Source organism: Streptomyces sp. NBC_00775, from assembly GCF_036347135.1.
In the GTDB taxonomy this organism is placed as follows: domain Bacteria; phylum Actinomycetota; class Actinomycetes; order Streptomycetales; family Streptomycetaceae; genus Streptomyces; species Streptomyces lutosisoli.
Genome location: NZ_CP108938.1, coordinates 932,929 through 959,146, shown reverse-complemented (window position 1 = coordinate 959,146; position 26,218 = coordinate 932,929). Strand labels below are relative to the sequence as shown.

At 71.0% G+C, this 26,218-nt stretch carries 23 protein-coding genes and 1 pseudogene; 16 read left to right on the top strand and 8 right to left on the bottom strand.

Translation table 11 applies throughout. The features are described from left to right. The first annotated feature begins 10 nt into the window (after window positions 1-10). Entirely contained in the window at window positions 11-871 is an 861-nt protein-coding gene (locus OIC96_RS04535; protein WP_330309174.1) for an Fpg/Nei family DNA glycosylase, read from the top strand. A 4-nt stretch (window positions 872-875) separates the two neighbouring features. On the opposite strand, the gene OIC96_RS04530 is transcribed toward OIC96_RS04535, so the two are convergent. The 3 genes from OIC96_RS04530 to OIC96_RS04520 form a co-directional block, all read right to left on the bottom strand. Beyond that, on the bottom strand, window positions 876-1,526 hold the full coding sequence (locus OIC96_RS04530; RefSeq protein WP_330309175.1) for a zf-HC2 domain-containing protein: 651 nt from the start codon (window positions 1,524-1,526) through the stop codon (window positions 876-878). A 188-nt stretch (window positions 1,527-1,714) separates the two neighbouring features. Next, window positions 1,715-2,230 (bottom strand): hypothetical protein, encoded by a 516-nt coding sequence (locus OIC96_RS04525; protein WP_330309176.1) that lies wholly within the window; start codon window positions 2,228-2,230, stop codon window positions 1,715-1,717. Between the two features lie 138 nt (window positions 2,231-2,368). Then, a complete protein-coding gene (locus OIC96_RS04520) occupies window positions 2,369-2,917 on the bottom strand; it encodes a sigma-70 family RNA polymerase sigma factor (RefSeq protein WP_330309177.1) in 549 nt (182 codons plus the stop codon). Between the two features lie 266 nt (window positions 2,918-3,183). Here OIC96_RS04520 and OIC96_RS04515 point away from each other — a divergent pair, with 266 nt between their 5' ends. After that, on the top strand, window positions 3,184-4,353 hold the full coding sequence (locus OIC96_RS04515; RefSeq protein ID WP_330309178.1) for a CapA family protein: 1,170 nt from the start codon (window positions 3,184-3,186) through the stop codon (window positions 4,351-4,353). 40 nt (window positions 4,354-4,393) lie between these two features. Here the strand turns inward: OIC96_RS04515 and OIC96_RS04510 are convergent, their stop codons facing one another. After that, window positions 4,394-4,858, bottom strand: coding sequence for a universal stress protein (locus tag OIC96_RS04510; RefSeq protein ID WP_330309179.1), 465 nt, complete (start codon window positions 4,856-4,858; stop codon window positions 4,394-4,396). Window positions 4,859-4,958: 100 nt separating this feature from the next. Between OIC96_RS04510 and lysX the strand changes: the two genes are divergently transcribed. Further along, entirely contained in the window at window positions 4,959-8,237 is a 3,279-nt protein-coding gene (gene lysX / locus OIC96_RS04505; RefSeq protein WP_330309180.1) for a bifunctional lysylphosphatidylglycerol synthetase/lysine--tRNA ligase LysX, read from the top strand. An 81-nt stretch (window positions 8,238-8,318) separates the two neighbouring features. Beyond that, window positions 8,319-9,164: a polysaccharide deacetylase family protein gene (locus OIC96_RS04500; RefSeq protein ID WP_330309181.1), complete on the top strand. Its 846-nt coding sequence runs from the start codon at window positions 8,319-8,321 to the stop codon at window positions 9,162-9,164. Between the two features lie 96 nt (window positions 9,165-9,260). On the opposite strand, the gene OIC96_RS04495 is transcribed toward OIC96_RS04500, so the two are convergent. Beyond that, a complete protein-coding gene (locus OIC96_RS04495) occupies window positions 9,261-9,923 on the bottom strand; it encodes a class F sortase (RefSeq protein ID WP_330309182.1) in 663 nt (220 codons plus the stop codon). A gap of 782 nt (window positions 9,924-10,705) precedes the next feature. Between OIC96_RS04495 and OIC96_RS04490 the strand changes: the two are divergent. Beyond that, window positions 10,706-11,101, top strand: a pseudogene (locus OIC96_RS04490) (hypothetical protein); the annotation flags it as partial. Window positions 11,102-11,227: 126 nt separating this feature from the next. On the opposite strand, the gene OIC96_RS04485 reads toward OIC96_RS04490, so the two are convergent. Beyond that, the gene (locus tag OIC96_RS04485; protein WP_330309183.1) at window positions 11,228-11,776 is read right to left on the bottom strand and encodes a hypothetical protein; all 549 of its coding nucleotides are present in this window, start codon (window positions 11,774-11,776) and stop codon (window positions 11,228-11,230) included. A gap of 226 nt (window positions 11,777-12,002) precedes the next feature. Continuing rightward, a complete protein-coding gene (locus OIC96_RS04480) occupies window positions 12,003-12,767 on the bottom strand; it encodes a bestrophin-like domain (RefSeq protein WP_330310387.1) in 765 nt (254 codons plus the stop codon). Between the two features lie 900 nt (window positions 12,768-13,667). Between OIC96_RS04480 and OIC96_RS04475 the strand changes: the two genes are divergently transcribed. The 6 genes from OIC96_RS04475 to OIC96_RS04450 all read left to right on the top strand — a co-directional run bounded on the left by OIC96_RS04475 (window position 13,668) and on the right by OIC96_RS04450 (window position 19,857). Beyond that, a complete protein-coding gene (locus tag OIC96_RS04475) occupies window positions 13,668-14,612 on the top strand; it encodes an SCO0930 family lipoprotein (RefSeq protein WP_330309184.1) in 945 nt (314 codons plus the stop codon). Window positions 14,613-15,002: 390 nt separating this feature from the next. Next, window positions 15,003-15,815: an SAM-dependent methyltransferase gene (locus OIC96_RS04470; protein WP_330309185.1), complete on the top strand. Its 813-nt coding sequence runs from the start codon at window positions 15,003-15,005 to the stop codon at window positions 15,813-15,815. Next, a complete protein-coding gene (locus OIC96_RS04465; protein ID WP_330309186.1) occupies window positions 15,812-17,947 on the top strand; it encodes a putative bifunctional diguanylate cyclase/phosphodiesterase in 2,136 nt (711 codons plus the stop codon). Before OIC96_RS04470 ends, OIC96_RS04465 begins: the two co-directional genes overlap by 4 nt. Window positions 17,948-18,436: 489 nt before the next feature. Continuing rightward, window positions 18,437-18,736, top strand: coding sequence for a hypothetical protein (locus tag OIC96_RS04460; RefSeq protein WP_330309187.1), 300 nt, complete (start codon window positions 18,437-18,439; stop codon window positions 18,734-18,736). 38 nt (window positions 18,737-18,774) lie between these two features. Next, complete coding sequence (locus tag OIC96_RS04455) at window positions 18,775-18,951, top strand: hypothetical protein (RefSeq protein ID WP_330309188.1); 177 nt, start codon at window positions 18,775-18,777, stop codon at window positions 18,949-18,951. Between the two features lie 126 nt (window positions 18,952-19,077). Continuing rightward, window positions 19,078-19,857 carry an oxidoreductase gene (locus OIC96_RS04450; RefSeq protein ID WP_330309189.1) on the top strand — a complete coding sequence of 260 codons (780 nt, stop codon included), beginning with the start codon at window positions 19,078-19,080 and terminating at the stop codon, window positions 19,855-19,857. Between the two features lie 42 nt (window positions 19,858-19,899). On the opposite strand, the gene OIC96_RS04445 is transcribed toward OIC96_RS04450, so the two are convergent. Then, window positions 19,900-20,784 carry a LysR family transcriptional regulator gene (locus OIC96_RS04445; RefSeq protein WP_327433859.1) on the bottom strand — a complete coding sequence of 295 codons (885 nt, stop codon included), beginning with the start codon at window positions 20,782-20,784 and terminating at the stop codon, window positions 19,900-19,902. A 120-nt stretch (window positions 20,785-20,904) separates the two neighbouring features. Here OIC96_RS04445 and OIC96_RS04440 point away from each other — a divergent pair, with 120 nt between their 5' ends. The 5 genes from OIC96_RS04440 to OIC96_RS04420 all read left to right on the top strand — a co-directional run bounded on the left by OIC96_RS04440 (window position 20,905) and on the right by OIC96_RS04420 (window position 26,215). Then, window positions 20,905-21,576: a succinate dehydrogenase gene (locus OIC96_RS04440; protein WP_330310388.1), complete on the top strand. Its 672-nt coding sequence runs from the start codon at window positions 20,905-20,907 to the stop codon at window positions 21,574-21,576. A 1-nt stretch (window position 21,577) separates the two neighbouring features. Continuing rightward, a complete protein-coding gene (locus OIC96_RS04435; protein WP_330309190.1) occupies window positions 21,578-23,527 on the top strand; it encodes a fumarate reductase/succinate dehydrogenase flavoprotein subunit in 1,950 nt (649 codons plus the stop codon). After that, a complete protein-coding gene (locus tag OIC96_RS04430) occupies window positions 23,524-24,273 on the top strand; it encodes a succinate dehydrogenase/fumarate reductase iron-sulfur subunit (RefSeq protein WP_330309191.1) in 750 nt (249 codons plus the stop codon). Before OIC96_RS04435 ends, OIC96_RS04430 begins: the two co-directional genes overlap by 4 nt. A 230-nt stretch (window positions 24,274-24,503) precedes the next feature. After that, entirely contained in the window at window positions 24,504-25,277 is a 774-nt protein-coding gene (locus OIC96_RS04425) for a GNAT family N-acetyltransferase (protein ID WP_330309192.1), read from the top strand. Then, window positions 25,277-26,215 carry a lysophospholipid acyltransferase family protein gene (locus OIC96_RS04420; RefSeq protein WP_330309193.1) on the top strand — a complete coding sequence of 313 codons (939 nt, stop codon included), beginning with the start codon at window positions 25,277-25,279 and terminating at the stop codon, window positions 26,213-26,215. The genes OIC96_RS04425 and OIC96_RS04420 overlap by 1 nt, the downstream gene beginning before the upstream one ends. Window positions 26,216-26,218 lie beyond the last annotated feature (3 nt).

Here is a 26,218-nt window from a genome sequence, read left to right as displayed (position 1 = left end):
CTCTGGACGTATGCCGGAACTGCCCGAGGTCGAAGCGCTCAAGGACTTTCTGGCCGACCATCTCGTCGGTCGTGAGGTCGTGCGCGTGCTGCCCGTCGCGATCAGTGTCCTGAAGACGTACGACCCGCCCGTCAGCGCCTTCGAGGGGCGCGAGGTGACAGCCGTGCACCGGCACGGCAAGTTCCTCGACATCGAGGCGGACGGCCTGCACTTCGTGACGCACCTGGCCCGTGCGGGCTGGCTGCACTGGAAGGACACGCTGCCCGACGGACCGCCCCGTCCGGGCAAGGGCCCGCTCGCGCTGCGGGTCGCGCTGGAGACCGGCGAGGGCTTCGACCTCACCGAGGCCGGCACCCAGAAGCGGCTCGCCGTGTATGTGGTGCGGGACCCGGAGCAGATCCCCGGCGTGGCCCGGCTCGGCCCCGACCCGCTCGCGGACGACTTCGACGAGGTGCGGTTCGCCGAGTTGCTGAAGGGCGAGCGGCGACAGCTCAAGGGCGCGCTGCGCGACCAGAGCCTGATCGCGGGTGTGGGCAACGCGTACAGCGACGAGATCCTGCACGCCGCCAGGATGTCGCCCTTCAAGCTCGCCTCCTCGCTGAGACCCGAGGAGACACGACGCCTGTACGAGGCGCTGCGCTCCACGCTCACCGAGGCCGTCGAGCGCTCCCGCGGACTGGCCGCCGGACGTCTGAAGGCGGAGAAGAAGAGCGGGCTGCGGGTGCACGGCAGGGCGGGCGAGCTCTGTCCGGTGTGCGGCGACACCATCCGCGAGGTCTCCTTCAGCGACTCCGCGCTGCAGTACTGCCCGACCTGCCAGACGGGCGGCAAGCCGCTGGCGGACCGCCGGATGTCCCGCCTCCTCAAGTAGCCGGTCAGCGGGACTTGAGCGTCACCAGGTGCTTGCCGTCCGTCGTGCGCACCTCGAACCGGCTGATCTCCTCGGACCGGAGCGCGGCGCCGCCCCGCACGCTGATGGCCTTGCCGTCGTGCGAGTGCACCATCCAGCTCGCCACCGTCTGCTCCGAGCCGTCCTTGCCGACCACGACGAGCTGACAGGGGCGAGGGCCCCCGGCGTCCTTGACCTTGACCTCGACCTCGCTGCCCCAGTCCCGGTCCTCGGCCGTGACCTGGGCCCATACACCGGTCTTCGCGTCTGTCGCGGCCACCGCGGCCGACTGGTGACCCTGCGCGGTGACCATCGCGATCGCGGGCCCGCCCGCCGCGAACACCACGGAGGCCGCCACCGCGTACAGGAAGCGCCTGCGCCCGCTCCTGTGCCGTGTCGCCACCTCGCCGAGCAGCCGGTCCAGCAGCCGGGGACCGGGGGCGGCGAAGGGGTGCACGGAGCGCGGTGTGGCTCGCCGGTACAGCATCAACTGCCGTGCGGCGGGCCGGAACTCACTCACGTACGCCGTGCAGCTACGGCACTCCATGAGGTGGTCCTCGAAGCGGAAGGCCTCCGCCTCGTCCAGCACGCCGAGCGCGTAGGCGCCGACGTCACGATGCCGTTCCAGGGACCTCATACCGAATACCGAATCCTTGTGGCGATGGTGCGGGGTGGGGTGGTGTTGCTGTTGCCCACCGGTACGCACCAGACCGTCGAATCACTCAAGCCCCGTCCGGAATAGCGGCCAAGACATTCGGAGCACGACGGCCCGCGGATTGGTACGAGCGCGAAAAATTTGCCCGGACGTGCGGTCGGACAGGGTGGTCAGAACAGATGGATCGCCAGATGCCCCAGCGGCAGCCCCAGCCGCCAGGCCGGCGTCCACACCTTCGGACCGTCGTCCTCGCCCGGCACCGGCCCGCCACCAGGCACCGCGTCCAGGTCGGGGGCGAGCAGCTCGGTCTCCTCCAGCCAACGCCAGGCCGCCGACGCCAGCTCCAAGTCCGGCGCGGGAGCGCCGGATTCGACCGCCTCCGCCGCGAGCCCCGCCATCCGCTCGCGCACCCAGTCCTGCCACGGCTGGTCGTACGCCGTCAGCGAAAGCCACGTCTCCAGCTGCGTGACCACCCGGATCCCGGAGAGTTCACCGCCACTGTCGGAGAGGAAGATGGTCAGCGCCAGCGCGTCGCGTCCGGCGCGGAACTCGAAGGACGTGGGCGGCATCAGGTCGCCGGTCCGCAGCAGTTCGTCGGCGATGTATTCGGCGTACAACCACGCCATGGGGACGGTGAGTTCCCCACCGCCGGTGCCGTCCGTGCTCTCCTGGCCTCTGTGCAGCATCCCTTCCTGCCTTCCTCCGGTGTGCGTGCGCGTCGCCCGACCCCGGGCTCTCGGTCCGGAACACGGATGAGGACAAGCGGAATACTCAACCATGGTCCTCGGCAGGCGCTTTACGGAGGTTTGACTCGGCCTTCGGTTTCACCGCAGGTCGGCCGCATATCCTGGAAGAACCCGGCGCAGGGCGCGGAGCGCGTAGTACGCGCGGGACTTCACGGTACCGGGCGGAATTCCCAGCGCCGCGGCGGCTTCCGCCACACTCGCCCCCTGGAAGTACACCTGCACCAGGACTTCACGGTGCTCGGGAGTGAGAGTCTTCACAGCCTCCCGTACATCGAGCGTCGCCGCGGACCGTTCGGCGTGATCGGCGCAGACACGCGCACTCTCCAGCACCGCGTCCCCGACCTCCGCGGGCCGTGCCTGGCGCGCCCGCCGCGCGTCGATCGCGAGCCGCCGTCCGACGGTGAGCAGCCAGGGGCGTACGGAGTCGAAGTCGTCGGCACGCAGCGCCTCGGGATGCTGCCAGGCGCGTACGAAGGTCTCCTGCACCAGGTCCTCGGCGCGTTGCCGGTCGCCGTCGGACAGGCGCAGCAGCAGCGCGAAGAGGGGGCGGCCGTGCTCGCGCTGCAGCGCGGCCAGCTCGTGCTCGGCGGTCGTTCCGCGGGTGATGGTGATGGTTCCGGCCGTCATGGCGTGTATGCCAGCGGGTGCCGCCCCACGGGGACAGGGGCGGGGCACGGTTGTGCGGTGGGCGGTCGAAGCCGTCGGTGAACGGTGCGCCGAACGGTTCGGTGAGCCCCGCCGGGGCTCCGCCCCGAGACCCCCGTTCGCCCTGACGGGCTCGTCGCAGGCGCCGGACGGGCTAGCAGTGGGTGTTGCTCCTTGACTCTTGGCCGCCCTCGTATGTGGATTCGTGTCAATTCATAGGTAGATATGACCGCATCGGGGCGAGGCTGATGACCACACGCAGGCGACACACCACCGCGGCCCTCGCGGCCGTACTCATCGCGGCCACCGCGGGCTGCCAAGCGCAGCAGGCCCCGGCGACACATGCCCCGCAGAGCGGACTCCCCGGGGCCCCGGCCCCCTCCGCCCCACCCGGGTTCACCCTCGTCGCCTCCGGCGACGTGCTGCCGTACACCTCGGTCATCGAACGGGCGAACTTCGACGCGGGAGGTCACGGGTACGACTTCCGGCCGATGTTCGCGGCGGTCATGCCCGTCGTGTCCGGTGCCGATCTGGCGATCTGTCACATGGAGACCGTGTACGGCGCGGACGGCCACTACACCGGCTACCCGACGTTCAAGTCCCCGCCGCAGGTGGCCGTGGGGCTCGCCGCGACCGGCTACGACGCCTGCTCCACCGCCTCGGACCACAGCCTGGACGACGGCGCCGCCGGCATCCGGCGCACTCTGGACGCCTTCGACCAGGTGGGCCTACGGCACGCGGGAACGGCGCGCACGGCGGACGAGGCGAACAGCGTCACCATGATGCGCGCGGGCGACGCCAACGTCGCGCATCTCGCCTATACCTACGACACGAACGGGTTGCCGCTTCCGATGGGGCAGCCCTGGGCCGTCAACCTGATCGATCCGGTCAGAATCATCGCGGACGCCCGCGCCGCCCGGAAGGCGGGCGCCGACGTCGTCGTCGTATCCCTGCACTGGGGCACCGAATGGCAGGACGCGCCGAACGAGCAGCAGCTGAGGCTGAGCAAGGAGCTGACCGCCTCCGTGACGAACGGGAGGCCCGACATCGACCTGATCCTCGGCACCCACGCACACGTCCCGCAGGCGTACGAGAAGGTCAACGGCACCTGGGTCATCTACGGCATGGGCGACCAGGTCGCCGGCGAGATGTACAACCACCAGGGCGTCCAGGACCCGCGCGGCAACGAGAGCACCATGGGGCGGTTCACCTTCGCCCCGCCCGCGCACAAGGGCGGGCGGTGGGAGGTGACGAAGGCCGAGTTCATTCCGCAGGCGTACGACCTCGACGCCGGTCGCGTCGTCAACCTCAACGCCGCCCTGGACCAAGGGGCCGGGGTCGGCGGCGTACGCGACCGGATCAGGGACGTCGTCCTGAGCCGGCGCGCGGCCCAGGACGGGCTCGTCATGGGCCAGTAGCCGTCGCGCCCGGCGGGAACCCGGGCGCTCGTCGGCCGGTCTACGGCACGACCGTGACCGGCCAGTGCCCGGCCTTCACCAGCCGGATCGCCACCGAGCCGATGATCCGGTGTCCCGCCTGCTCGGAGGCGCCGACCACCACGGCGTCCGCCTTGAGCTCGTCCGCCGCGGTGACCAGTCCGTTGTAGGGGTCGCCGCGGAAGGTGTGGAACTCCCAGCGCACCTCGAATATCCCCTTCACCCGCTCGGTCGCGTCGCGGATGTACTGGACCAGGTCCTCGGCGATCTCGTCGGTCGTCTCCGCGACCGGCACCCCGAGCGCCGCCCCCGCCGCCATCACGGGCTGGACGTAGACCACGGCGAGCAGCGCGTGCTGCCGTCGGGCCAGGCCACCGGCATAGGCCGCGGCGCGCAGCGAGGAGTCGGAGCCGTCCACGCCGACGAGGATGACCTTGGGACCGTCCGTGCCCCGCTCGAAGCGATGCGAGCCCTGCTGTTCCGTCACGGCTGTGAGGCTATCGGAAACCGCAGGTCCCGCCCCCGCCGGGGAGCCGGGCACGCCGCTCGACGGGCGGCCACGCGCCGCTCTTCCTACAGTCGACACCATGAGTGCCACCGTGGAGGCCCGCGCACCGAAGGACGCCACAGGTCCGATACGGCCGTCCCGGGGCGGGTTCCTCAGCAAGGTGCCCGAGGGCTTCGCGGCCTTCTTCGGCGCCCTCGGACTGCTCTGCGCTCTGCTCGCCTTCATCGAGCCGCTGCGGCGGCTGCTGCGCCCCGTCGTGCGCTTCCTCGACCTGCTGACCGTCCCGGTCAGCGCCAACCTCGCGTACGCCGTCTTCCTCTTCCTGCTCGCCGGCGCGACCGCCGCCCGCAAGAAGGTCGCCTGGTGGCTGGTCGTCGTCTACCTGGGTCTCCTCGTCCTCGGCGACATCCTCGGCGTCGCGCTCGGCCTGTACGGCTCGTCGGTCCCGTCCCTCGTCGTCTGCCTGCTCGCGCTGGCGCTGCTGATCGTGGCCCGTGAGGAGTTCTACGCGGCCCACCGGCGCGGCGCCGTCTGGCAGGCCCTCACCGTGCTCCTCCTCGGGCTCGCCGTGGCCATCCTGGTCGGCTGGGGCCTGGTCGAGCTGTTCCCGGGCACGCTGCCGCGCGGCCAGCGGCTGTTGTGGGCGGCCAACCGGGTCTGCGGCGGCATCGTCTCCGGACACTCCTTCGACGGGCGCCCGCCGAAGGCCCTGTCCTTCGTCCTCGGCCTGTTCGGCGCCCTCGCCCTGCTCAACGCCGCCACCACGCTCTTCCGCTCGCAGCGCCTGGAGGCGGCCCTGCACGGCGACGAGGAGTCCCGCATCCGGGCGCTGCTCCAGGCGTACGGCGCCGACGACTCCCTCGGCTACTTCGCGACCCGCCGCGACAAGGCCGTCGTCTTCTCGCCCAGCGGCAAGGCCGCCGTCACCTACCGTGTCGAGGCCGGTGTCTGCCTCGCCAGCGGCGACCCCGTAGGCGACCGCGAGGCCTGGCCGCACGCCATCGGCGCCTGGCTCGACGCGGCCCGCCACTATGCCTGGGCGCCCGCCGTGATGGGTGCCTCGGAGGACGGCGCGAAGGCGTTCGTGCGCTCCGGGCTCGGCGCGCTCCAACTCGGCGACGAGGCGATCCTGTACGTCGCCGGCTTCGACCTGGAGGGCCGCGACATGCGTGTCACCCGCCAGGCCGTCAACCGGGTGAAGCGCACCGGTGCCACCTGCCGGATACGCCGCCACTCCACCCTCACCGACGAGGAGATGGAGGAGATCGTGGGCCGGGCCGACGCCTGGCGCGACACCGAGACCGAACGCGGCTTCTCGATGGCGCTCGACCGGCTCGGCGACCCCGAGGACGGGGACTGTCTCCTCGTCGAGGCGATGACCGCCGACGGCAAGCTCCTCGCGCTGCTCTCCTTCGTGCCCTGGGGCCTGGACGGCATCTCGCTCGACCTGATGCGCCGCGACCGCAGCGCCCCCAACGGGGTCATGGAGTTCATGGTCGCGGAGCTGTGCGCGGCCGCCGGGAAGTTCGGCGTACGGCGTATCTCCCTCAATTTCGCGGCCTTCCGCTCGGTCTTCGAGGAGGGCGCCCGCATCGGCGCGGGGCCGGTGCTCAGGCTCTGGCGCAGGCTGCTGCTGTTCTTCTCCCGGTGGTGGCAGCTGGAGGCCCTGTACCGGTCCAACGCCAAGTACCACCCCGAGTGGTACCCGCGCTTCATCTGTTACGGCGAGACCGGCGCCCTCGCTCGCATCGGCCTGGCGTCCGGCATCGCCGAGGGCTTCGTCTCCGTGCCCTCGCTGCGCAAGCTCTGGGGCAAGGGACACGCCAGGAGCGGACCCAGGCCCGCCGGCACCGAAGGCCTGCCGTCGCTGTCGGCCCTCGGGCTCGACGGAGGGGACGCGGCCGGGGCCGGAGATCCCACCACGGGCCTGCCCGAACAGGTCCGCATCCGGCACCAAAAACTCCACCGGCTGCGCGCCGACGGCACCGACCCCTACCCGGTGGGCATCCCCCCGCGCACCCACGCCCTCGCCGAGGTCCGCGAGGGCGCCCAGGTGACCGTCGCCGGGCGCGTCATCCTCGTACGCGACTTCGGCGGCATCGTCTTCGCCGTGCTGCGCGACTGGTCCGGGGACCGCCAGCTCGCCCTCACCCGCCAGGACTCCGGAGCCGCCCTCGACCGGTTCCGCAAGGACATCGACATCGGCGACCACATCACCGCCGACGGCCTCGCGGGCGTCAGCGACAAGGGCGAACTGACCGTCTTCGTCACGTCCTGGCAGCTCACCGGCAAATGCCTGCGCCCGCTGCCCGACAAGCGCCGGGGCCTCGCCGACCCCGAGGCGAAGGTGCGCCGCCGCTATCTCGACCTGGTCTCCAGCCCCGACGCCCGCCAGGTCGTCCGGGCCCGCTCCACGGCCGTACAGGCGCTGCGCCAGGGCCTGCTGGACCGCGGTTACCTGGAGGTCGAGACCCCGATGCTCCAGCAGATCCACGGCGGCGCCAACGCCCGGCCCTTCACCACCCACATCAACGCCTACGACCTGAACCTCTATCTGCGCATCGCACCCGAGCTCTACCTCAAGCGGCTGTGCGTCGGCGGCCTGGAGAAGGTCTTCGAGATGGGCCGCACCTTCCGCAACGAGGGCGTCTCCTACAAGCACAACCCCGAGTTCACGATGCTGGAGGCCTACCAGGCCTTCGCCGACTACGACGTCATGCTCGACCTCACCCGCGAACTCATCCAGGGCGCCGCGACCGCCGCCTTCGGCGCGCCCGTCGCACGCAAGGACGGCACCGAGTACGACATCTCCGGGCTCTGGCCCGTCAAGACGGTGTACGGCGCGATCTCCGAGGCCCTGGGGGAGGAGGCCGACGCCGATACGCCGCTGGAGACGCTGCAGCGGCTGTGCGACCGCGCGGGCGTGCCGTACACCGCCGACGACGGACGCGGCGACGTCGTACTGGAGATGTACGAACGACTGGTCGAGGAGAAGACCCGGCTGCCCACGTTCTACAAGGACTTCCCGACCGACGTCTCCCCGCTCACCCGGCAGCACCGCGTCGACCCGCGCCTCGCCGAGCGCTGGGACCTCGTCGCCTTCGGCACCGAACTGGGCACCGCCTACTCGGAGTTGACCGACCCCGTCGAGCAGCGCCGGCGGCTGACCGCGCAGTCGCTGCTCGCCGCCGGGGGAGACCCTGAGGCGATGGAGCTGGACGAGGACTTCCTCGACGCGCTGGAGTACGCGATGCCGCCCACCGGAGGGCTCGGCATCGGTGTCGACCGGCTGGTCATGTTCCTCACCGGGCTGACGATCCGTGAGACGTTGCCGTTCCCCTTGGTGCGCCGTCGCTGAAATGGGCCGGGCGGGTGTTTTCGTAGGTCCGCGCCGGTGTTGCTGAGCTGCGCCGCCCCTCTTTGGGGTGACTGATGAGTCATGAAAAAGGATCAGCTGCTCACCCGGCGCCGGGCGTTGATCGCCGGCGCCGCCGTCCTGGGAGCGGCCGGGGCGGCGGGCACGGCCCGCGTCCTGACCGCCGAACCGGCCGTGAAGCCGGTACGCAGTGCCCGTGCGGTATCGGGCCCACCGGCGCACCGCGCCCTGAAGCCGTCCGCCTACCGCCTCCAGCCGATGGCCGGATACGGCCCACCGCACAGCGCACACCCGCGCACCGCCGTCCGGCACGAGCCGATCCTGAGCGTGTCCGGCCGAGGCCGCCGCATGGTGCTGACCTTCGACGACGGCCCCGACCCGCGCTACACCCCGGACATCCTGCGCACCCTGCGCGAGTACGACGTGCGCGCGATGTTCTTCGTGTGCGGGGAGATGGCCGTCGACAACAAGGACCTGCTGAGCGAGATGGCCGACGACGGCCACATCGTCGGCAACCACACCTGGACCCACCCGCTGCTGACCAAGCTCTCCCGCTCGGCGATCCACTCCGAGATCGAGCGCACCTGCGAGGTCATCGACGACGCCTACGGTGAGCCGCCCGTCTGGTTCCGCGCGCCGTACGGGGCCTGGAACCGGGCCACCTTCCAGATCGGCGCCGAACTGGGCATGGAGCCGCTGGCCTGGACGGTCGACTCCCTCGACTGGGAGACCCCGGGCACCGGCACCATCATCGACCGGGTCGAGAGCGGAGCCGCCCCGGGCGTCGTCGTCCTCTCGCACGACGCGGGCGGCGACCGCTCGCAGACCGTACGGGCGCTGCGTCGCTATCTGCCGCGGCTGCTGGATTCCGGCTATCACCTCACCGTGCCGCGACGGCAATTCGTGTAGCGACCGCCGACGGGCCGACGGTCCTCCACGTCGGCCCGTCGGCAGGACAGGGAAAAGGCCCACCGACGGGCTTTCGCCCGCCCGGTCGGGGAACGCTCAGCGAACCTCGACCAGGCGGGCGAACACGACGACGTTTCCGTCGTAGCCGTGCTGCTTGGAGAAACCGCCCCCGCAGGTGATGACCCGCAATTCGGGAGCTCCCTTGCTGCTGTACACGCGGTCGCCGGGGAAACCGCTCTTCGCGAAGACCTCGATGCCGTAGATCTCGAACACCGCGGTCTTCCCGTCCTTGCGCGGGACCTCGATCCGGTTCCCCTTCTTGAGCGCCCCGAGCCCGTAGAAGACGGCGGGGCCCTGCATGTTGTCGACATGGCCCACGATCACGGCCGTGCCCTTTTCGCCGGGCGAGACCGCGCCGGTGAACCAGCCCGCGAGGTTCGGGTTGTCCGGCGGCGGCGCCCCGACCCATCCGTCGACGTCCAGGCCCACCGGCATGACCGGGGCGTCGACCTGGATCGCCGGGATCCTGATCCGGTCCGCCACGGAGTACGGCAGCGGGGCCGGCACGCTCGAGAAGGTGCCACCGGAGGTGCGGCTGTCTGCTGCCGCCGCCGAAGCGGGCTGCGGAGGGCCCACGTCGAACTCACCGGAACCATTCCGGATGAGTGCGAGGCCGGTCAGCAGGACAAGCGCTATCACGCCCCACGGGGCGCGCTTCCGCTGCCGTTCCTCCTCTTCGGCCAGCTCGGACGCAGACATTCGCAATCCCCTCTCGACGCGGCCGTCGCCGCGTCCGTCGCGCATATGAGAACGCTAAGTGCAGCACGTCCGGCGGGCGACGGGGCGCGGGCGAACGGGTGGCGGAGTACATCCGTCGTGAGCCATCCGAGTTGCCACGGGCAGGAATTTTCTGACGGTCCGTGACCTGCGGCAATATCCGATTGTGTGGAATTCTCTCGGCGTGTCCTCTCACCAGGACGGACCATTCTCGAAATGCGGCCCTGTGCACGGCATCTGAGGGTCTGTCTGGGAGGCGCTTTCTCGCCGATCGACCGGGGACGGTTCCCGGGGCGTCTTCCGCGGAGGATCACATGCGAAACTCACGTGCCCTGGCGGCCGCGGCCACAGCGGTCGCCGTCCTCGGGCTCGCCGCCCCCGCGGCCGTCGCGGACGGTATGGGCGGGGCGGGCAGTCAGAGCGACAACAATGCGGGTGACTTCGGGAACAACAACGAGGGCGTGTTCGGCAACAACGACGGGGGCCGGCCGGGCAACAACAACGGGGGTGGGTTCGGCAACAACGACGGGGGGCGGCCGGGCAACAACAACGGGGGGTTCGGCAACAACAATGGGGGGTTCGGCAACAACAACGGGGGGTTCGGCAACAACAACGGATTTGGCAATAACAACGGGGGGTTCGGCAACAACGACGGGGGCCGACCGGGCAACAACAACGGGAACGGGCTCGGCAACAACAACGGGAACGGGTTCGGCGGCAACAACGGGAACGGGCTCGGCGGCAACTTCGGGGGCATTTCGAGGAACATCGTCGCCACGCCCAGCGTCATCGCCGCCGGCGGCCAGCTGACGGTGACGGTCGACGGGTGCCGGAACGGCGGCACCATGACCTCGCCCGCGTTCCGGCGCGCGACTCTCTCGCGGATCCCGACCAACGGCGACAGGGCGAGCGGAAGGGCGACCGTGAACCGTGACGCGCGCCCCGGCTCGTACGACATCACGGTCAACTGCGTGGGTGCGGGCGCGCTGACCCGTCCGTCCGCCTTCACGGTGATCGGCGGTGTCCGCGGTGGTCTCGGCGGCAGCAGCTCGACCGGCGCCACGCCCACCGACATGGCCATCGGCGGCGGCCTGCTGGCCGCGGCCGTCGTCGGCGGCGGAGTGTTCTGGTTGCGCCGCAGGTCCGAGAAGAGGACCTGACCGGCATCGCCCCGAAAGGCCGGTCCTCCCCCTTCGGGACCGGAACCCCCTTCGGAAGCCGCACGAGACAGCCCTTCGCCCCGGACCCTCCCGAGGGGGTCCGGGGCGAAGGGCTGTCTCACAGCGTCAGGAGTCGTCGGACGCGCCGCAGCGGCGCGACATGTACCACGCCACACCGACGGAGCCGCCGACGAGCGCGGCTCCCAGGCCGATCGCCTTCACGTCGAAGCCGCCGACACTGCCGCCGACACCGGCCCTGACACCCTGTTGCGCGGGGACCTGGACGGGCGACAGGTCGTCGGAACGGCCGGTGCCGGTGCCGGTGCCGATGGTGATGTCCGTGTGGCCGCTCACGCCGTCGCACAGGAACGTCACCTCGTACACGGCGCCCTGCCGGGCGTCCCGGTCGACCGTGGCCGTGGCCGAGGACCGGCCCGAGGGGATGGAGACGGTGTCGAAGACACCCGAGGAGATCCTGACGGTCCCGTTGCAGCCCCCGTCTCTCTTCAGCAGCAGCGAGAGCCGGCCGCCCGCGGCGATGGTCGACGGCTGGACGCTGAAGCCGAACGGGGTGATGTTGTGGGTGTCCCCGTCATCTGCGAAGGCGCTGGGTGCGGTGAAGGTCAGGGCGGTCAGGCCCAGCAGTGCGGCCGAAGCGACGCGTATCGCGCGCATGGTGAGCCTCCAGGTCCCCGAGGAGCCGTGCCGCGGACCTTTTCCGCTTGCGCCAGAAATGCACCTCGATGAGCGGAACGCTAGGAAAGGGTGCGCGGGCGCGCGATCGCAGTCGCGCGAATGGGTCAACCGTGTGGGCCGCACGGGGGACGGTGTGCGTGTAGTCGGGGGACGGACGCGGCGTGGCGCCCGCCCCCCTCGGCGCCGAGCGCCTACTGAGCGTCCGTCACCCGGGAAGGTGCGGGAACAGCGCGGTGAACGGTTCCGCCGAGGCGGTGATCCCCCGGCTGTACGGCGCGTCGAAGTCCCAGATCAGGAAGAGCAGGAAGGCGATCAGGGCGGAGAACAGCCCGGCGAGGATCAGCTCGCGGGTGGTGCGCCGGATCTGCAGGGCGAAGATCATGCCGACGGTGACCACGGCGCCGGTGATCAGCCCGAACCACACCACTCCCGGCATGGTCGCCCCCGTCGAGTCGGCGCGGGAGTTGCGCGCGGCGTCCGCCGCCGTGACCTGGTCGACGAGCGGCTGGTACGCCTGGGCCTCGAAGTCCGTCTTCGGCTCGTAGTCGGTGACGTCCTGACGGATACGGTCGAAGAGCCGGCCGCCCTGGGCCGTCACATGACCCTCGTCCGCCATGGTCTTCCACTCGGTGTGGACCACGTGGCTGACATACGTGTTGACGTCGGCGCGGATGCGGTCGCGCACGTCGGGCGGGTAGACGCGGACCCGCTCCGAGATCTCGTGCAGGGCCTGGGCCTCCGTCTGCACATGGTCCTGGGCGACGCCGCGTCCCTCCCAGACGCCGGCGATGGCCAGGCCGAGGACGATGGCGTACACCACGCCGATCATCATGCTCATGTACTCGATCACGTCCGGGGTCTCGGACGGATCCTCGTCCACCGGGGCCGCCCGATGGCGTACGAGGGTCACGATGAGGACGACGACGCATGCGGCCGCCATCGCGAGGACGAGAACAAGCCATTCCGACAAGGATGCCTCCAGGGTCAGCGCGGGCGCAGCGCCGCTACGGCGAGCACCGCGGGCGCGGTGATGAGCAGGGTGAGCGAGACCAGCGACGGGCCGCTGCGGGGCGGGTGCTTGCGCGGCGGGATGCGGTACGCCGGATAACTCACCGGAGACGGCGACGGCTTGGGGCGCGCGCTCGGTGTGGGCGTGGGCATGGGCGTGGGCTTCGGCGGCGGGGTGGGCCGCGGTGCCACGGGCCGTGGTGTCGGCGTCGGAGGAGGCGGGGGTGGGGGAGGCGGTGGTTGGGGTCTCGGCGAATGGGTGGGTGTGGGCGTGGGTTTGGGCGTCGGGGTCGGTGTGGGCGTCGGCGTAGGGGTCGGAGTGGGCGTCGGGGTCGGGCAGGGTGGTGTCGGGGTGGGGGTGGGGGTGGGGGTCGGGGTCGGGCACCAGGTGGTGTTCCCGGCGACCGCCACCGCGCCGCTCCCCGCGACGGCCACCGCCGTCGTCCCTTCGCCGTCCGGGCCCGTGGAGGCATACGCGCAGGAGTCGGCCGCGGCCGTTCCGCTCGGCGCGCCGCTGAGAATCCAGGTGAGCGTCAGCAGCGCCAACACCCGTATGACGAGGGCGGATCGGGTCCGCGTGAGTCCATGCACGACGGAGATCATGGGGCGCGCAGCGCCCGCGCACGCCGGAGTGCCGGGGGATTGCCCCCGAAGGGAGGACGTGCACCCCCCGGTGGTTTGACGAACCGGGCGGGAAACGCCGGTGCGTGCGCACATGTGTGCGAACCTCGCGGTTCGCGTCACAGGTTCCGGAAAGAAATTTGTGAGCCGGTTGAACACTCCCGCCACTCCCGCCCGTACCTAGGGCCATGCGCGGCGCAGCAGGGCGCTGCAACACTTATGCGAACAGCGGGAGTTACCAATGAAGACCTCCTGGCGGAGCGCCTCACTCGTAGCGGCAGCTGCGGCCGTGCTGGCGCTCACGACGGCGTGCGGTCAGGAACAGGGCACCCAGTCGACGGGGAGCCAGAACGTGGGTGCGACCGCCGCCGCCGGTGATTACGGAACGAGCACGACCGCCGGCAATGGCTACGGCGCCGATTCCAAGGACCAGCAGAGCGCCGCGGCCCAGGCGGAAGCCGCGGGTCAGCTCACCGTTGCGGAGAGCACGCAGCTCGGCAAGGTGCTGACCGACAGTGCCGGCTTCACCCTCTACCGCTTCGACAAGGACACGGCCGAGCCGCCCAAGTCGAGCTGTGACGGTGACTGCGCGAAGGCCTGGCCGCCCGTGCCCGCCGAGGGTGCCGAGGCCGCCACCGGTGTGGACAAGGCGCTTCTTGGCGAGGTCACGCGGTCGGACGGCACGAAGCAGCTGACCATCGCCGGCTGGCCGATGTACCGGTACGCGAAGGACACCAAGGCCGGGGACACCAACGGCCAGGGTGTGGGCGGCACTTGGTTCGCGTCGGCCCCCAACGGCAAGAAGGCGACGCTGGCCGACCTGCCCGGCCTGTCGGTCCGCAACGACCCGAAGCTCGGTGACATCGTCGTCGACAAGAACGGCATGACGGTCTACCGCTTCATGAAGGACCAGGCCTGGCCGGTCTCGAAGTCGGCCTGCACCGGTGCCTGCCTGGAGAAGTGGCCCGCGGTCGCGCCGGTCTCCGCGAACGACACCAAGGGCGTCAAGAAGAAGGGCCTCATGGGCTTCACCCGCCCGGACGGCATCAAGCAGATGACGGTCAACTGCTGGCCCATTTACACCTTCTCCGGTGACACGGCTCCCGGGGACACCAACGGTCAGGGCGTCGGCGGCACGTGGTACGCCGTCTCGCCCGAAGGAAAGCCGGTCGGCGCGTCGGAGTAGCGGATCACCTCCCCAGGGTTGATCGCCTCACCCGGAAGACAACGGAACGCGGAAGGGAGTGGAACAGACAGGCAAGTGTGCCGGACGAACACAGCAACGCGCGCGACCCAAGGTCCGCCCCCTCCGCACCGCACGGAGGGGGCGGGCCGCTTGGCGTGTCCGGGCGGGAAACCCCCCGGAGCTTTTTGGAATGCTTCGGAGCGATTTCGCAGGGGCGGTGAGAGGCGTGTTCGGGTGGCGCTCACGGGGCGCCAATTCGGCACTTGCCGGAGGCAGTGACCGGGAACGGACGGTCAATTTCCGTTTTGGCTCGCTCCTTTGGCGGGCGATCAGTAGCCTCAGCTCGAACACTGGATCGCCTACACCGTCGACTACGCCTTGGAGAGATAGATGGAGCGTCCCGCCTGGGCCCCCCGGAGCATCGACATCTCGGTGCCGAGCGTGTCCCGTATCTATGACTACTACCTGGGCGGTTCGCACAACTTCGAGGTCGACCGGGAAGCGGCACGCAAGGCGATGGAGTTCCTGCCGGGACTTCCCAAGATCATGCAGGCGAACCGCGCGTTCATGCGCCGCGCCGTGCGCTTCGCGGCCGACGAGGGCATCGACCAGTTCCTGGACATCGGTTCGGGCATTCCGACCTTCGGCAATGTCCACGAGGTCGCCCAGGCGGCACGGCCCGGCGCGCACGTCGTGTACGTCGATCACGACCCGGTGGCCGTCGCGCACAGCCAGTCCGTACTGAAGGGTAACGAGGACGCGGACGTCGTCGCCGCCGATCTGCTCAAGCCCCAGGAGATCCTGGCGAGCCCTCAGTTGCAGCGCCTGATCGACCTGAACCGGCCGGTCGCCCTCCTTCTCGTTGCCATACTTCACTTCGTGGAAGACGCGGACGACCCGTACAGTGCGGTGGCCGAACTGCGCGACGCGCTCGCGCCGGGCAGCCTGCTCATTGTCACGCATGCCTCGTTCGAGGGAATTCCGCTCCCCCCGGAGCGGGCCGAGGGCACGGTCGACGTCTACAAGAGCATCCGCAATCCACTGATCATGCGCACGCGCGACGAGATCGCGCGGTTCTTCGAGGGGTACGACATGGTGGAACCCGGACTGGTGCCGATGCCGAACTGGCGGCCCGACACGGCACCCGAGGACGAGGATCCTTATTCCTTCTCCGGGTTCGCCGGCGTGGGGCGCACGGCGTGACCGCCGAGCCGGACGGACCGGAGGACAGACTGCGCCGGTTCGCGACGATCTGGAGCCGGGCGGTCTTCCCGGTCACCTCGACGTCGCTGACCCGGCCGGAGTTCGAGCAGCAACTGGTGCCGCTCGCCCGGCGGTTGAGCGACGCGCTGCGGGCCAGGGCCTTCGACGCGGCCGAGGGCCAGGCGGTCGGCGCCGCGCTCATCGCCGCGCACTGCACCGACCCGGAGGTGCTCAGCCGCACCCTCGACTGCGTGGACGCCTATCTGGTGCTCTACTGCGGCGAGGACGGGCCCCAGGACGCGCTGCGGACCCGGTCGGCGCGGCTGCAGCACGCCATGGCCGCCGGGTTCGCGCAGGCGCTGCGCGAGCGGACGCTGACCGAGCAGGAGGCCATCGCTCAGGCGACGTTGAACGCCCGCAGCGCGGTCGCCGAGGCGCTGCACGCCAGCGAGGCCCGCTTCCGCGCGGTCTTCGAGGGCGCGGCCATAGGAATCGGCATCGCCGACCTCGAAGGCAACATACTGCAGGTCAACGGAGCACTGCTGCGGATGTTCGGCGGCTCCGAGCAGGGGGTCCGCGGACGCAAGGTCCCCGAGTGGACGCACCCCGAGGACGCTCCCCAGGTCTGGCGCCTGTACGAGGAGTTGGTACGCGGCGAGCGCGAGCATTACCACGTCGAAAAGGCCTTCTACCGTCCCGACGGCACGGCCCTGTGGACCAACCTGACGGTCTCTCTGCTGCGCGACGCGGACGGCGAACCCCAGTACCAGCTCGCGCTGATGGAGGACACCACCGAGCGGCGGCTGCTCAATCTGCGGCTGCGCTACGAGGCCACGCACGACGCGCTCACCGGACTGCCCAACCGCACCCTGTTCTTCGAGCGCCTGGAGAAGGCGCTGTCCGCGGGCGAGGGCCAGCGCTTCGGGCTGTGCTACCTCGACCTCGACGGTTTCAAGACCATCAATGACAGCCTCGGGCACGCGGCCGGCGACCGGCTGCTCGTCGAGGTCGCCGACCGGCTGCAGTCCTGCGCGACCGCCCCCGGCGAGATGGTCGCCCGGCTCGGCGGCGACGAGTTCGTGGCGCTGACCACCGGTCCCGACACCGAGCGCGAGGTCGACGCGCTGGCCGACCGCATCATGAACGCGCTCGTCACCCCCGTCCGTATCGACGGCCGCGAACTGACCGTGCGCGGCAGCATCGGCATCGTCGAGGGACCGGCCGGTGAGCGCGGCCCCGCCGAGGTGCTGCGCAGCGCCGACATCACGATGTACCGGGCGAAGTCCGCGGGCGGCAACCGCTTCGAGCTCGCCGACCCCGAGGCGGACGCCCGCGCCATCACCCGGCACGGACTCACCACCGCGCTGCCCGCCGCCCTGGAGCGGGGCGAGTTCTTCATCGAGTACCAGCCACTGGTGCACCTCGGCGACGGCAGTGTGCACGGCGCGGAGGCGCTGGTGCGCTGGCTGCACCCGCAGCACGGCGTCCTCGGCCCCGACCAGTTCATCCCGCTCGCCGAGCACACCGGCCTGATCGTGCCGCTCGGCCGCTGGGTCCTGGAGCAGTCGGTGCGCCAGGCCCGCGCGTGGCAGGAACGACACTCCGACGCGGGCCCGCTGCGGATCAACGTCAATCTGTCGCCGTGCCAGCTGACCCATCCCGGCCTGGTCCAGGACACGGTCGACATCCTGGAGCGCGAAGGGCTCGACGCGGACGTGCTGTGCCTGGAGGTCACCGAGTCCGCGCTGATCGGCGCCGACGACGACCTGCTCAAGCCGCTGCGCCGGCTGGCCGAGATGGGCGTCGACATCGCCCTCGACGACTTCGGCACGGGCTACTCCAACCTCGCCAACCTGCGCCGCCTGCCGGTCAGCATCCTGAAGCTGGACCGGTCCTTCACCCAGAGCATGCAGCAGTTCCCCGCCGACCCGGTCGACCTGAAGATCGTCGAGGGCATCGTCTCCCTCGCCCACAGCCTCGACCTCGCGGTCACCGTCGAGGGCGTGGAAACGGGCGCCCAGGCCGAGCAGCTGCGGATACTGGGCTGCGACACCGCCCAGGGCTGGTACTACGCCCGGCCGGGACCGCCGGAGCGGCTGCACGAGTTGGCGCTGGTGGACGCGACGGGCTGAGACGTCGTAGGCGGCGTGGTCTCCTCCAGCGGGAGCCACGCCGCAGCGCTGTCCGGGCACATGGAAGCCGTCGGTGTCAGCCGGAGCGCAGGGGGAGAGAGGGCCGATGGCGGACGCAGGGCCTCTGGTCGGCCGGGAGCCGGAGATCGCCGAGGTCTCCCGGCTCGCCACGTCGTCCGACGGGCGGGCCCCGCTGCTGCGCGGAGAGCCGGGAGCCGGCAAGAGCGTCCCGCTGGAGGTCGCCGCGGCACGCGCCGCCGAGCTGGGCCATCGGGTGATCCGCGAGGCCGGTGTGGAGGCGGAGACCGAGCCGCGGTACTCGAGTCGCGGCGACACCTTGAGGCCGTCGCGGGACTCGGGGTCGACGAGGTCACCGACCACTACGCGGGGATCATCCGCCCCCTCGACCGTCCGCCGGTTCTCACCGGGCACTCCTTCGGCAGCCTGGTCGCCCAGCGGCTGCTGGGCGCGGGCCTGGGCAGGGCCGCCGTGGCCATCGACCCGGCCCCGATCAAGGGCGTCAAGGCGGTGCCCCTGGCGCAGCTGCGTGTGGGCCTCCCGGTCCTGGGCAACCCCGCCGACCGGCGCCGGGCCGTCTCCCTGACCGCCGCCCAGTTCCGCTACGGCTTCGGCAACGCGCTGCCGCCGGCCGAGTCCGACGACCTGTACGAGCGGTTCAGTGTTCCCTCGCCGGGCCGACCGCTCTTCGAAGCTGCCTTCGCCACCTTCAGCCGGAACTCCTCGGCGGCCGTGGCCACCGACAACCCGCGGAGCGCGGCCCGCTGTTGATGATCTCCGGCCAGGCCGCCCACACCGTGCCGGACGTCGTGACGCGCTCGGCATACAAGCTCTACGGCGACTCGTCCGCCGTCACCGACCTCAAGCGGTTCCCCGACCGCGGGCACTCGCTGGTCGTCGACCACGGCTGGCGGACGGTGGCCGAGTACACGCTGCGGTGGCTGGCCCGCCAGGGCGTCTGCGGCCGGGACACGTCGCGCGCCTGACGGAAAGGAGGCCGACGGCGTCGGACGATCGACGAGCCACCCCTACCGCCGGCCAACGGCCGGACCGCCGGAACGAACACCACCAGGCGCCCCGAATCAGGCGCCGTAGCAATGGAGTTGAGGACGATGAGCACGGAACTGCAGGGCCGGACCGCCGTGGTGACCGGAGCCAGCAAGGGCATCGGACTGGCCGTCGTGGAGGCGCTGACCAGGGCGGGGGCGACGGTCGTCGCAGGGTCCCGCACCATGTCGGCGGGGCTGGACGCGCTGGTGAAGGAGGGCTCCGTCACCTGGGTGCCCGTCGATCTCGCCGAACCCGGTGCGGCGGAGCGGCTGGTCGAGGCCGCGGGAGGGCGCGTCGACGTCCTCGTCAACAACGTGGGCTCGGCCCCGGCTCGCACCGGCGGCTTCCTCACTGTGACCGACGAGGACTGGGCGCGCACCGTCGATCTGAACCTGCTCACGGCCGTACGGGTCACCCGGGCCGCCCTGCCCCTGATGCTGGAGGCCGGCCAGGGCTCCGTGGTGACCGTCGGCTCGGTCAACGCGACGCTGCCCGACCCTATGGTGATCGACTACAGCGCGGGTAAGGCCGCCCTGGTCGCCTTCTCCAAGGCGCTGTCGAAGGAGGTCGGGCCCCGGGGCATCCGGGTCAACACCGTGAGCCCCGGCCCGGTGGAGACGGAGCTGTGGCTCGGTGGGGACGGAGTGGCCGCGACCGTGTCGGCCGCCGCCGGCATCGCTCCCGACGACGTGGTCGCGCAGGTGGCCGGGTCCACCGTGACCGGCCGCTTCTCCCAGCCCGCCGAGGTCGCCGAACTGGTCCTCTTCCTCGCCGGTGACCGCGCACGGAACATCACCGGCAGTGACCTGATCATCGACGGCGGCTTCGTTCCGACCTGGTGACCCACCCCCTGCCCCTGTTCCCCTCCGAGCCGAGCTGACGGTTCAACGCTCCAGCAGCATCCTCTGCAGCTCCCTCGCCGCGCGCGGGGGAGCTACATCGCTGCGGTGGGCCAGCGCGATCGTCCGGTGCAGTCCGGGCCGGGCCAGCGGTGTCACCCGTAGCCCCCGCCCGGACCGCGTCGCCACCATGCGCGGCACGACGGCCACGCCCAGCCCCGACCGGACGAAGCCGAGGACGGCGTCCATCTCGCCGCCCTCCACGGCGAAGTCGGGTTCGAAGCCCTCGGCGCGACAGGCGGCGACGGTCAGTTCCCGCAGGTCGTAGCCGTGCCGGAACATCACCAGACGCTCGCCCTCCAGATCGGCGACACGGACCGTGCGCCGGCCGCGGCCAGGTGCGGGGGCCTCCGGCGACGACACCACCACCAGGTCCTCGCGCAGCAGCTCCACCGTGGTCAGTGCGGGGGACGGCGTCGGGAGGGGGAGGACGACCAGGGCGAGGTCGAGGGCGCCGCGCGCGAGTTCCCGTACGAGATCGTGCGAACCGCCCTCCTCGATCAGCAGCCGGATGCCCGGATAGCGGTCGTGGAAGGCGCGCAGCACGTCCGGGAGCAGACCGGTGCACAGGCTCGGGGTCGCACCGAGGCGGATCCGGCCGCTGCGCAGCTGGGCCAGCTCCTGCACCTCGTGCCGGGCCGTGTCCGCGTCGGCGAGGATGCGCCGGGCCAGTGGCAGCAGCGCCTCGCCCGCGTCCGTGAGCGTGATGTTCCCGCGCGCCCGCAGGAACAGATCCGCCCCCAACTCCCGCTCCAGCGCCTTGATCTGCTGGGACAGGGACGGCTGTGCCACATGGACCAGATCGGCGGCCCGGGTGAAGTGCCGGGTCTCGGCGACGGCCACGAAGTATTGGAGCTGCGTGAACTGCACACAGCCACGATAGGGCATGCCTATGGAATCGAGCCGCACCATGTCTTGGACCGATCGGCCCCTCGGGCCCTAGCGTTCCGTGACATGGCTCTGGCAACGCGGACGGACCGACGGCCGTCCATGGCGCGCACCGTGTGGGACAGCTCCGTCGGCAAGAAGACCGTGATGGCCGTCAGCGGCCTGATCATGGTGCTGTACCTGGTCGCCCACATGATCGGGAACCTGAAGATCTACTTCGGGGCCGGCGAATTCAACCACTACGGGCACTGGCTGCGCACGGTCGGTGAGCCCTTCATGCACTACGAATGGACGCTCTGGCTCGTCCGCGTGGTGCTGGTCGTCGCCGTCGTCGCGCACGCCGTCTCCGCGTACCAGCTCAGCCGCCGCGACATCAAGGCGCGCCCCAGCAAGTACGTGCACAAGAAGCCGAGGTCCAGCTACGCGACGCGCACCATGCGCTGGGGCGGGACCATCCTCGGCCTGTTCATCGTCTGGCACATCCTCGACCTGACGACCGGCACCGTGCACTCCGGCGGCTTCCAGGAGGGCCACCCGTACCAGAACGTCGTGGACACCTTCTCCACCTGGTACGGCAACGTCATCTACATCGTCGCGATGCTCGCGCTCGGCCTGCACATCCGGCACGGCTTCTGGAGCGCGGCCCAGACCCTCGGCGTCGGCAGCCGCACCCGCGACCGCGCCTTCAAAACCGTCGCCAACGTCCTCGCGCTGGTGCTCACGGCGGGCTTCATCTCCGTACCCGTCGGTGTCATGACCGGAGTGGTGAGCTGACATGACCACATACGCCGAATACCCGACCGGTGAGCCGGTCGCCGACAGCAAGGCCCCGCGGGGCCCGGTCAAGGAGCGCTGGGACACCCGGCGCTTCGAGGCCAAACTGGTCAACCCGGCCAACCGCCGCAAGCACACGGTGATCGTCGTCGGCACCGGCCTCGCGGGCGGCTCGGCCGGCGCCACACTCGCCGAACAGGGCTACCACGTCGTCCAGTTCTGCTACCAGGACTCGCCGCGCCGCGCCCACTCGATCGCCGCCCAGGGCGGCATCAACGCGGCGAAGAACTACCGGAACGACGGGGACTCCATCCACCGGTTGTTCTACGACACCGTCAAGGGCGGTGACTTCAGGGCGCGCGAGTCCAACGTCCACCGCCTGGCGCAGATCTCGGTGGAGATCATCGACCAGTGCGTCGCGCAGGGCGTGCCCTTCGCCCGCGAGTACGGCGGCCTCCTCGACACCCGTTCCTTCGGCGGCGTCCAGGTCTCCCGCACCTTCTACGCCCGGGGGCAGACGGGCCAGCAGCTGCTGCTCGGCGCGTACCAGGCGCTCTCCCGGCAGATCGCCGCCGGCAACATCGAGATGCACCCCCGGACCGAGATGCTCGACCTGATCGTGGTCGACGGACGGGCGCGCGGAATCGTGGCCCGCGACCTGATCACCGGGAAGATCGACACGTACTACGCGGACGCGGTGGTCCTCGCGAGCGGCGGATACGGCAACGTCTTCTACCTCTCGACGAACGCCATGAACTCCAACGCCACCGCCATCTGGCGGGCCCACCGGCGCGGCGCCTACTTCGCCAACCCCTGCTTCACCCAGATCCACCCCACCTGCATCCCGCGCACCGGCGACCACCAGTCCAAGCTCACCCTGATGAGCGAGTCGCTGCGCAACGACGGCCGCATCTGGGTCCCGAAGGCCAAGGGCGACACCCGCCCGCCCAACGAGATCCCCGAGGACGAGCGCGACTACTACCTGGAGCGCATCTACCCGTCCTTCGGCAACCTCGTGCCCCGCGACATCGCGTCGAGGGCCGCGAAGAACGTCTGCGACGAGGGTCGCGGCGTCGGCCCCGGCGGCCAGGGCGTCTACCTGGACTTCGCCGACGCCATCCGGCGCATGGGCAGGGCGAAGGTCGAGGAGAAGTACGGCAACCTCTTCGACATGTACGCCCGGATCACCGCCGAGGACCCGTACAGCGTGCCGATGCGGATCTACCCCGCCGTGCACTACACGATGGGCGGACTGTGGGTCGACTACGACCTCCAGACCACCATCCCCGGCCTGTTCGCGATCGGCGAGGCCAACTTCTCGGACCACGGCGCGAACCGGCTCGGCGCGTCGGCCCTGATGCAGGGGCTCGCCGACGGCTACTTCGTCCTGCCGTCGACGATCAACGACTACCTCGCCCGCCATCCGCACCACGAACAGGTCACCGACGAACACCCCGCCGTACAGGAGGTGCTGGCCGACACCGAGGACCGGCTGCGGCTGCTCCTCGCCGTCGACGGCGACCGCACGCCCGACTCCTTCCACCGCGAAGTCGGCGAACTCATGTGGGAGTTCTGCGGCATGGCCCGTACGGAGACCGGGCTGCGCAAGGCACTTGAGCGCATCCCGCAGATCCGCGAGGAGTTCTGGCGGCGCATCAAGGTGCCAGGCACCGGCGAAGAGTTCAACCAGTCGCTGGAGAAGGCCAACCGCGTCGTCGACTACCTGGAGCTCGCCGAACTCATGTGCCTCGACGCACTGCACCGCTCCGAGTCCTGCGGCGGCCACTTCCGCGAGGAGTCACAGACCCCGGACGGCGAGGCCGCCCGCAGGGACGAGGAGTTCTCGTACGCGGCCGCCTGGGAGTTCACCGCCACCGGTGACGCGCCCGTCCTGCACAAGGAAGACCTGGTCTTCGAGTACGTCCACCCCACCCAGCGGAGCTACGCATGAAGCTCACCCTGCGCGTCTGGCGGCAGAAGAACGCCGGCGCCGACGGAGCGATGTCCACGTACGAGGTGGACGACATCTCGGCCGACATGTCCTTCCTGGAGATGCTCGACACCCTCAACGAGGAGCTCATCCTGAGCGGCGACGACCCCGTCGCCTTCGACCACGACTGCCGCGAGGGCATCTGCGGTGCCTGCTCGCTCGTCATCAACGGTGACGCACACGGACCCGAGCGCACCACCACCTGCCAGCTGCACATGCGGTCCTTCCAGGACGGCGACACGATCGACATCGAGCCGTGGCGCGCCTCGGCCTTCCCGGTGGTGAAGGACCTGGTGGTGGACCGGTCGGCCTTCGACCGGATCATCCAGGCCGGCGGCTACATCACCGCCCCGACCGGCGCCGCGCCCGAGGCACACGCGACGCCCGTACCCAAGCCGGACGCCGACTTCGCCTTCGAGCACGCCGAGTGCATCGGCTGCGGCGCCTGCGTCGCGGCCTGCCCGAACGGCGCGGCGATGCTGTTCACCTCGGCGAAGGTCAACCACCTGAACGTCCTGCCGCAGGGCGCGCCCGAGCGCGAGACCCGCGTGCTCGACATGGTGGCGCAGATGGACGACGAGGGCTTCGGCGGCTGCACCCTCACCGGCGAGTGCGCGACCGCCTGCCCGAAGGGCATCCCGCTGGTCTCCATCACCAGCATGAACAAGGAGTGGCTGCGCGCGACCCGCAAGGCGGGCAAGCGTTAGCCGACACGTCGTTCGCCGTATGGTGCGGACGGGCGGGACCGGGTGTGGTGCTCAAGCCCCGGTCCCGTCTCGCGTTCCCGGGCACCCCTGGCATTCAACATCCTCACATCCGCCCTCCTGGCGCAGGTCACGCGCACGCCAACCGGCATCGGAAGAACAGGAGCGCGCAGACCGCACCGATCCGGTCTGCCGCCGATGAGCCGAAACCGGCCCGTGACCAGGAGAGTGCCATGACCGGCGTTTCCACCCTCGACAGCCCCCCGCAACCCGTCGCCCCGACCCGCTACACCGTCACCCTCGCCCGCGACGAGGCCGACGTCCGTGCCGCCCAGCGGCTGCGCCACGACGTCTTCGCCGGGGAGATGGGCGCCCTCCTGACCACCCCGGAGCCCGGCCACGACATCGACGCCTTCGACGCGTACTGCGATCACCTGCTGGTCCGCGACACGGTGACCGGCCAGGTGGTCGGCACCTACCGGCTGCTGCCGCCCGAGCGTGCCGCGATCGCCGGACGCCTGTACTCGGAGAGCGAGTTCGACCTCGGCCCGCTGGCCGCCATCCGCTCCGGGCTCGTCGAGGTCGGCCGCTCCTGCGTCCACCCCGACCACCGCGACGGCACGGTCATCGGGCTGATCTGGGCCGGCATAGCCCGCTACATGGTCGAGGGCGGCCACGAGTGGCTCGCCGGCTGCTGCTCCATCCCGCTCGCCGACGGCGGCGCGCTCGCCGCCGGCACCTGGGACCGGGTCCAGGACAAGCACCTGGCGCCCGAGGAGTACCGGGTACGTCCGCTGCTGCCCTGGAGCGCGGAAGGCGTAGCCCGGCCACCGGCCCGCGTGGAGCTGCCCCCGCTGCTGCGCGGCTATCTCCGGCTCGGCGCGTGGGTCTGCGCCGAACCCGCGCACGACCCGGACTTCGGGGTCGCCGATCTGTACGTGCTGCTGTCGATGCGCCGGGTCAACCCGCGCTATCTGCGGCACTTCCTCTCACTCGTCCCCGCCTGATGAGCGCGCCCCGCCTCGCGGTCATCCGCCGCCCACGCCTCGGTGGCGGGCCGGGCGTCGCGGTGCTTCCCGGTCCCGTGCCCACGGTGCCGCGGCTTGTGGCGCCCCGCCCCGCCCCGCAGACCAGTGCCTGGCTGCCCACCGCACCCTGCTCCCCGCACGGCTGCGTGGAGTCCACGACATCCTGGGCGGCGGTGCCGCGCGCCGTTCTGCGGCTCGCCGCGGTGCTGCTGGTGGTCCTCGTCGGCGTCCTCCTGACCCCGCTCGCGGCACGCATGCGGGCGGTACCGCGCGACCGGTGGATCCGCCGCTGGTGCCTCGCCGTCGTGCGCGCCGCCGGTGTACGGACACGGATCACCGGAGCCGCCGGGCCCACCGGTGGACTGCTGATCGTCGCCAACCACATCTCGTGGCTGGACATCCCGCTGCTCGCCGCCGTCCGCCCGGCGCGGATGCTCGCCAAGACCGAGGTCCGCGGCTGGCCCGTGGCGGGCGCGCTGGCGGCTCGCGGCGGCACCCTGTTCATCGAACGCGACCGGCTGCGCGCCCTGCCCGCCACCGTGGACCGGATCGCCCAGGCGCTGCGCGGCGGGGCGGCCGTGGTCGCCTTCCCCGAGGGCAGCACGTGGTGCGGCCGGGCCCAGGGACACTTCCGCCGGGCCGTCTTCCAGGCCGCGCTCGACGCCGGCGTGCCCGTCCAGCCGGTGCGCCTCCATTACCGGCTCACCGGGGGAGCGGCGAGCACCGCGCCCGCCTTCGTCGGCGACGACTCGCTCCTCGCGTCGCTGTGGCGGGTGGCGTCGGCGCGGGGGCTGGTGGCCGAGGTGGAGCTGCGGCCCGTGCTCGCGGCCGGCGCCCACAACGACCGACGTGCTCTCGCGGACGCGGCACAAGGGGGCCCGCGACGAGCCTGTTCACCGGCCGGCGCACACCCCTGACGG